Genomic DNA, 5,128 nt, shown 5'->3' with positions numbered 1-5,128 from the left:
TTGTTGGGTAAGACTTTTAGACTTTTTGTCAACCAAAAAGTACCAGATCCCGGAGTGATCGGGGGTAAAATTCCGGGACTTTTTCCCTGAAAATTAGGTAATTGACCCCCTCAAAATCGCTAAAACCCTACACCCTACACCCTACACCCACCGAAAAACTTTTTGCCGCAAACCCTACTTAATAGTGACGTGGAGTATAAACCCACTGCTTGCTTTTCCCTTGCTCAATCAGGCGAGTTTTACTCGATCCGATCAAAATTATGGTTCGCATATCCGCATCTTTAATAGTCATATCCTTTAGGAATTTCACCGTCACCGTTTCCCCTTTTCGTCCTAAATTACGCGCTAGTACCACAGGAGTTTGCGGCGAGCGCCATTGTAATAAAATCTCTTTTGCCTTCTCCAATTGCCAAGTGCGCTCTTGAGACACAGGATTATAAAATGCGATCGCTAAATCTGCTCGGGCCGCTAACTCAATGCGCTGAGAAATCACCTGCCAAGATTTGAGAATATCTGATAGGGAAATCGCACAAAAATCATGTCCTAAAAGTGCGCCAACCCTCGCGGCCGCCGCTTGCATCGCCGAAATCCCCGGACAGACCTGAATGGCGATCGCATCCCATGCTGGTTTTGCTTTTTTTTCTAATACCTCAAACAGGGCCGCGGCCATGGCATAAATTCCGGGATCTCCGGAAGAAACTAAGACAACCGATCGCCCCTTAGCCGCTAAATCTAGGGCCATTTCTGCGCGATCAAGTTCCACCCGATTATCCGATTCATGGCGGACAATTTCTGGTTTTCGCAGGGATTCTACCAAATCCAAATAGGTTTTATAACCCACCCAATCCGTGGCTTTTTCCAATACTTCTCGAACTTCCGGCGACATCCAATTTAGCGCACCAGGGCCGGTTCCGACTATGGCTAATTTACCTTGACTTTCCTGGGCAAAATCCCCTGGGGACAAACTGGATTTTTCCTTAATTTGCTGGCTTTCCTCATACAGATAAACTAAACAGGCAGTGCTAGGTTTTGCCAAGTTTAAGTTATTTTTATCGATAATCTCAATGCTCAGTTTTGCTGCTGATGAAATCGGTAAATTACTATTTTTTAACCAGTCCGCTTCACCAATTAATTTTACTTTTTCACCCGCCAATAAATCGGCAAGAAACTTCTTAGCATCATCGGGATTAACTAACTGATAACCCGGTGGTGGCGATAATAAAGTCGTTTTAAATCTAATATCACCAGTGGTGGTAATTGCGGGGGAAATTTGCAAAACCGAGGCAATTTGACGAGCGAGATCATTAACCCCTTGTAAACCCCCCAACAAAGGCACTACGGCACTGCCATCTTCTGCGAGTGCTAATACAGGCGGTTCTTGCCATTTATTAGTTAATAAAGGTGCTAAAGTGCGAATCAAAATACCCGCCGCACAAATGCCAATAATTGGCGTTCCCGTCTGGAAAAATTCTCGCACGGTTTCGCCAAAATTAGTATAGGTAAAATCAGCCGAATGGGTACGATCTATTAACCCATAAACCACTGCTTCCGGTAGGGCCATTTGCACTTGACGAGCAACGGGGAGGCTGGTTTCTCCTAAAATGAGAATAGCTGGAGGTTTCATTTGGCTTCCCCTGACTGCGCTGCAGTTAACTTTTGGATAAATTCTTGATGTTCTACCGAGTTAATTCCAGCTTTTAAGATGTCTAACACCCGTGACATATTGCCGTTGAGCATGGCTGAAACATCTAACCACAAACCCGGAAATACTAGAGAACAAATCACCCCTTCTTGGTTGGCTAACAAAGAAATATAATCGCCATTTTCTAAACTAAACCAATCAATTTTTTGATCAAATACCTGCCAAATAAGGTATTCTTGAATGCCACTGCGTCGATAAGCGCGTTTTTTATCCCCTAAATCTATGGCGGCACTACTAGCGGCAATTTCTACCACTAATTCCGGCGCTCCTTCTAGGTATCCCTCTACAGTTAGGGTTGATTTTCCACCGCTTTCTTGGCTGATTAATAACACCCCATCCGGCTGTAGTTCGTTGTCGATATCCAAGCGGACTGTTGGCTCAATACCCATTTGTACTTGGGGTGTAGCAGCTTGATAAACTCCCACCCAAGTGATTAAACGTCCGTGGGGTTCAGCATGAAATTTAAACCTTAATGGGGATGCCATATATACAACTCCTTCGATCAGTTCGGCTTTTTTTAATCCTGGCATAGCTTGATAACGGCGCTCGAATTCGGGACGAATTAAGCGATCCCCATTTTCTAACGGGGGTAAATGTTGAGTGGTTACAGTCTGAGAATTTAAGGATTTAACCGGGGAAGAAGTCATGGTGGCAGTCTTTGGGAACAAAACAGCATTGATTTTATTATAGATTGTTTCATCGGACTTCTTAAGGGATTTAATTTTTAACTGAAATTTTCCCGGAATTCCTGAGCTTTTAGCGATGGAATGAATGGCGACCAACAGATAGACAATTACTCAAAACTATACCATTTATCTTAGTGATGAGGTACAAAATTTTCCTTTTGGGAAGTCGGTAGTCGATACCAAATTAGGTTACACTTCATCTAGTTATGAGAAACGCTGTCATAACTGATATAGCGCACCTAAATGAAATGTAAACGTCCTCTTCTAGAGCCTACCCATTCACGAGTCAATTAGGCACACTATAACTAATAACTGATAATCGATAACTGATAATGTTGGTTCCCCTTACCCGTCAATCGATCGAGCAAATTGTCCCGATTATCGCCACAGGTCCCCAGTACGCTCACTATTGGGGTAAATGGTCTGATTTTCTGCGCCGTTTATTCATTTCTATCATCGCTCTCACCGCAGCTTGGTTAATCGGTAATTTATTCGGCCCCGGTGGTTTAACAATTAAACTGATTTTCGACATTATCGCCGGTTTATATTGGCTCTGGGGTCCGGTTTACTGGGCCAGTGTTCGCAATAATACCTATCGTCGTCTTCCCTACGGAGGGTTTTGGCGCGGTCGCGTTTTCGATGCTTTTGTCACCGAGGAATTAATCGGGGAAGAAGAAAGGGTCAATAAACGCGGGGAATTAGAGATTATCGAAAATCGCCAACGCTGTATTAATCTAGAAATCGGTGATCAAACTGGCTTTTCGGCGATCGTTCGCGCTCCCCTCAAACGCATCCATAAATCGATCCGTCCCGGGATGGTGGCCGAAGCTTTGTTAATGTCTCGAGACCCCGATTTAGGGGATATCAATCAGCTTTCTGATGTCCATCTTCCCCAACTCGACCAGTGGATAGGGGAATATCCTGTGCTGCGACGGGATATTTTTCAGCAAGTTAGTCGCGAATTGGGAGGGGGAAAAGAACCCCGGCCAAAACCTTCTCGTTATTCTAATAATGTCATCCGAAGACGCAAAACCCGTTAATGGTTCGGCAATCTTTGAAACGATGCCGGTTTCTCAGTCATCAATGAATCATAATTTACAGATTTTGGCTAATTTAATCCTTATTTTTGCTGTTTTTGAACCATCAAAAATTAATTATGCAAGAGGTTCAATATAATGTTAATTGAGCTTAGAAGGAGATAAATCGATGACGGCATCCTATGAGCAAGACTTTGGACTTTGGGCCGAACAAATGGCCGATTTATTAGCCTCCGGTCGGTTTTCCGAGTTGGATATTGAGAATTTAGTCGAAGAGGTGCGGGATTTGTCGAAACGGGAGCGCGATCGCTTACTCGCTAGTCTCAGATTAATTTTGCATCATTTATTAAAGTGGGACTATCAACCTCAACGGCGATCCAGGGGTTGGTTGGGAACTATTCAGCGAGAAAGAGCTAATATTAGGCTTTATTTGGACGATAGCCCCAGTTTAAAGCGATATTTAACCGATGAAAGCCTATTTAAACTCTATGCTGTTGCTTGTGCCGATGCCTTTAGAGAGACGGGATTAGAGTTTCCCCCCGTTTGTCCCTACGGTATTGAGGATATTTTAAATCGTTCTCTTCATTTGTCGGAACGATAGACGAAAAACGATTAAAGTTGGTAAGCTTAGATAGTATCCACAGAATCTTAAGTTTATCGCCATGGTTGACTGGTTAATTGTCTGGGGGGTTACTCAAGCCGCAGGTTCGCTTGTTCTTTCAGTAATGCAAGAGTTGGCAAAAGAGGGTGCAAAAGATTACGGAAAGGAATTTTTTAAAAACAGTCTAGGTAAAGTGTTACACTTACCTGAAAAAGATGTTCAAAAAGAAGCTTATGGCAAAGCAATGAAGGAGTTTTTAGAACTCTTTCAGCAACAGTTAGAAATGGCCGATCTGGAAGATGATCAAATTAAAAACTTTGAAAAACCTCTCAAGACTTTTATTAAAGATGAACAAGTTGAACCTATTTTAGGGGATGCTTTTGATATTGATTGTCAAGTTCTTGATACTTTGACGTTAGCTCAATCTTGGCAAAGACTTAATTTACCCCCGTTACCTGCTGAATTTAACTGGGAAAAACTAGGTAAATTTTATTTGAGAAAAACTCAGGAAATTATTGAAAATTCTGAAAAGCTAAGAGCCGTTTTTTTAGTTAAGTTACAGGATAAAGATAGCCAAAATATTCAAGAAATAGCAGGAGTTAAAACAGATTATAATTTAGATAACTATGCGGAAGGCTTAAAAAAGGAATATGGCCATCTTAAATTAGAATGTTTAGACACAACGACTTATGAGCAAATCAAACTCTGGCGAATGTTTGTGCCGCAAAATGTGAGACGATGTAAACAGTTTATTCCTCAACTTTATGAATTACCTAAAGAAGTGCTGCAGGAACTTGTAGATAGGGGAGAAATTACTCAAGCGGAGTTAGAACAAATACAAGCAGAACTAGAACGAAAACGGCGAGAATATCTGAATGAAAAATTAGATCCTGTTTTGAATATCATCAATTCTTCTGAATACCGACGAACTGTAATTTTAGGTGATCCGGGGGCGGGAAAATCGAGTTTATTGCAGTATTTAGCTTTAAATTGGGCTGAAAAAGAACTCAGTCAGCGTGTTTTGCTTCCCCTTCCTCTTTTGATAGAATTGCGTATTTATGCCAGAGATAAGGATGAAAAAAAGTGTAAGAATATTCTAGAA

4 protein-coding genes and 1 pseudogene are annotated in these 5,128 nt (G+C 41.9%); 3 read left to right on the top strand and 2 right to left on the bottom strand.

Going from position 1 to position 5,128, the window contains the following annotated elements:
- Positions 1-178: 178 nt before the first annotated feature.
- A complete protein-coding gene (gene cobJ / locus PX636_RS17110) occupies positions 179-1,624 on the bottom strand; it encodes a precorrin-3B C(17)-methyltransferase (RefSeq protein WP_288117998.1) in 1,446 nt (481 codons plus the stop codon).
- Entirely contained in the window at positions 1,621-2,349 is a 729-nt protein-coding gene (locus tag PX636_RS17105; protein WP_288117996.1) for a Uma2 family endonuclease, read from the bottom strand. The genes cobJ and PX636_RS17105 overlap by 4 nt, the downstream gene beginning before the upstream one ends.
- A 371-nt stretch (positions 2,350-2,720) precedes the next feature.
- Between PX636_RS17105 and PX636_RS17100 the strand changes: the two genes are divergently transcribed.
- From PX636_RS17100 to PX636_RS17090, 3 genes and pseudogenes are all read left to right on the top strand, one after another.
- Positions 2,721-3,428 carry a DUF8619 family protein gene (locus PX636_RS17100; RefSeq protein ID WP_002740014.1) on the top strand — a complete coding sequence of 236 codons (708 nt, stop codon included), beginning with the start codon at positions 2,721-2,723 and terminating at the stop codon, positions 3,426-3,428.
- Between the two features lie 166 nt (positions 3,429-3,594).
- Positions 3,595-4,026, top strand: a complete 432-nt coding sequence (locus PX636_RS17095) for a DUF29 domain-containing protein (RefSeq protein ID WP_288027172.1) — start codon at positions 3,595-3,597, stop codon at positions 4,024-4,026.
- Between the two features lie 61 nt (positions 4,027-4,087).
- Positions 4,088-5,128 (top strand): annotated as a pseudogene (locus PX636_RS17090) (signal transduction protein); the annotation flags it as partial.

Origin of the sequence: Microcystis sp. M53598_WE2 (genome assembly GCF_030067735.1) — a bacterium.
In the GTDB taxonomy this organism is placed as follows: domain Bacteria; phylum Cyanobacteriota; class Cyanobacteriia; order Cyanobacteriales; family Microcystaceae; genus Microcystis; species Microcystis aeruginosa.
This window is presented reverse-complemented; position numbering and strand designations above follow the sequence as displayed.

Coding starts and splice junctions, on each gene's coding strand:
- cobJ (WP_288117998.1), bottom strand. CDS start 1,624: ATGAAACCTCCAGCTATTCTCATTTTAGGAGAAACCAGCCTCCCCGTT.
- PX636_RS17105 (WP_288117996.1), bottom strand. CDS start 2,349: ATGACTTCTTCCCCGGTTAAATCCTTAAATTCTCAGACTGTAACCACT.
- PX636_RS17100 (WP_002740014.1), top strand. CDS start 2,721: ATGTTGGTTCCCCTTACCCGTCAATCGATCGAGCAAATTGTCCCGATT.
- PX636_RS17095 (WP_288027172.1), top strand. CDS start 3,595: ATGACGGCATCCTATGAGCAAGACTTTGGACTTTGGGCCGAACAAATG.